The sequence below is a fragment of the Vibrio sp. 970 genome, from assembly GCF_033339075.1.
The window spans coordinates 1-560 of the sequence record NZ_JAWOTW010000652.1; the positions used below are offsets into that span (position 1 = coordinate 1).

The 560-nt window shown below is 43.4% G+C and carries 1 protein-coding gene; it reads left to right on the forward strand.

Going from position 1 to position 560, the window contains the following annotated elements; genetic code table 11:
* Positions 1-75: 75 nt before the first annotated feature.
* A partial coding sequence (locus tag R7Q11_RS28420; protein WP_225467260.1) for a potassium channel family protein occupies positions 76-560 on the forward strand: 485 nt, incomplete at its 3' end.

Here is a 560-nt window from a genome sequence, read left to right on the forward strand (position 1 = left end):
ATGGCTGGTTTTTTTGTTTTTGATTATCAATGGTTTAATATTGATTGATTTTGTAAATGCAGGGACCGGATATTTATGGCTGTGTGGCTAGTAGTTAAAAAGTGGCTTAGTTCGCACCTATTTAAATTAAGCAACCGAAACCTTCTTGTTATTAGTATTTTGTACATCAGTTTATCGTGGGGGCTTTTGGCTCTTGCGGGTGAAAAAGCGCTAACGGACAACTTCTCCAACTTCATTTATTACCTCATGGTCACCGCTAGTACGGTGGGCTATGGAGATCACTCTCCGGTCACAGACTTAGGGAAGTGGGTTGTTGTGTTGTTTGTTATTCCCGGTGGCTTGAGTTTGTTTGCTGCGTTACTGGGGCGTGTAGCTGGTTCTGCAATCGATTATTGGCGAGCGGGTATTTTGGGTAAACGGAGAGTGAGAGTGGAAAATCATATCGTATTGCTTGGGTGGAACGGGTCGAGAACAATGCACTTGATTCGTATGTTGCAACACGAAGAAGAAGGCAAGCGCCCTATCGTGTTGTGTAGTCGCTCTGATATTGAAAACCCATT